Here is a 1,701-nt window from a genome sequence, read left to right as displayed (position 1 = left end):
TAAAGGCATAGAGCTTGGCGATCGAGGCGTTGAAGCCGAAGCTTTCGACGCCAAGGGTGACGTCGCGGATCGCCTTGTGCATCTCGCGCAGCAAGTCGCTGTCGCCGGTGCCGCTGCCGGCGGGCATGGCGGCGATCTCGGTGGCGATGCGGTGCACCCGGCCCAGATGCTTGAACGCCGCTTCGGCGCCCGAGGCGGTCCATTCCACGTCGCGTTCGGGCGGCGAATCAGACAGCACGAACCAGCGCGCGGTATCGGCGCCGTAGGACGAGATGATCGCCAGCGGGTCGACCACGTTGTTCTTTGATTTCGACATCTTGGCCGAGGGGATCACCTCGACCCGTTCGCCGGTTTCCCTGACGAAGACGCCGCCGTCGCGCTCTTCGACCTCGGCCGGGTAATGGTAGATCGCGCGGCCGTTCTCGTCGGTGCGCTCGGCGTTCCTGAAGATCGCATGGGTCACCATGCCTTGGGTGAACAGCGCGTCGAACGGCTCTTTGGCGGTCTCGGGCAGATGGCCGCAGATATGCATCGCCCGGGCAAAAAAGCGCGAATAGAGAAGATGCAGGATCGCATGTTCGATGCCGCCGATATACTGGTCGACATTCATCCAGTACCCGGCGTCTTCCATATTGGTCGGGGTATCCGCGCGCGGCGCGGTGAAACGGGCGAAATACCACGACGAATCGACAAAGGTGTCCATGGTGTCGGTCTCGCGTTTCGCCGGCGCGCCGCAGCTGGGGCAGGCGCAGTCGCGCCAGGTCGGGTGACGGTCCAGCGGGTTGCCGGGCACCGAGAAGTCGATCGGCTTGCCGCCCTCGTCATAGGGCAGCTCGACCGGCAGGTTTTCTTTCTTTTCCGGAACCACGCCGCATTTTTCGCAGTGCACCACCGGAATCGGGCAGCCCCAATAGCGCTGGCGGCTCAGACCCCAGTCACGCAGACGGTATTTGGTGACACCGGTCCCCCAGCCTGCCTTTTCGGCAAAGTCCACGGTGGCGTTGATCGCCTCTTCGCCGGTGGCCTCGTCCAGCCCAGCGAAATGGTCGATCCATTTCACCTTTTCGGACTTGGCGGGCACGAAGGCCTCGTTCGCGACCGGCTTGGGGTCTTCCAGCGACAGGAAGGTGTCGATCACCGGCAGGTCGTATTTGCGGCAGAAATCAAGGTCGCGCTGGTCATGCGCCGGGCAGGCAAAGATCGCTCCGGTGCCGTAATCCATCAGGATGAAGTTGGCGATCCAGACCGGCAGTTCCCAGTCGGGGTTCAGCGGGTGCTTGACCCGGATGCCGGTGTCATAGCCCAGCTTCTCGGCGGTCTCGATGGCCTCTTCGGTGGTGCCGCCCTTGCGGCATTCGGCGACAAAGGCCGCCACCTCGGGGCTTTGCGCCTCGAGGTCCTTGGCAATCGGGTGATCCGGCGAAATGCCGACAAAAGACGCGCCCATCAGCGTGTCGGGGCGGGTGGTATAGACCACGATCGGCTCTTGGCCGTCCACGCGTTCAAAGCCAAACTGAAGCCCGCGCGACTTGCCGATCCAGTTTTCCTGCATCAGCCGCACCTTGGCCGGCCAGTTGTCCAACCCGTCCAGCGCCGAGAGCAGCTCTTCGGACATGTCCGAAATCTTGAAGAACCACTGGGTCAGCTCGCGCCGTTCCACCAGCGCGCCCGAGCGCCAGCCGCGCCCGCCTTCGACCTGTT

Annotated in this window: 1 protein-coding gene; it reads right to left on the bottom strand. The window is 63.7% G+C overall.

The window, feature by feature from the left end; translation table 11 throughout:
* Window positions 1–1,701 (bottom strand): leucine--tRNA ligase (gene leuS / locus ABZD10_RS15505; RefSeq protein ID WP_372887911.1); only part of this gene is annotated, 1,701 nt, incomplete at both ends.

Origin of the sequence: Shimia sp. (assembly GCF_041624275.1) — a bacterium.
Lineage (GTDB): Bacteria > Pseudomonadota > Alphaproteobacteria > Rhodobacterales > Rhodobacteraceae > Shimia.
Note: the sequence above shows the minus strand (reverse complement) of the source record. Positions and strands in the feature narration are given on the sequence as shown.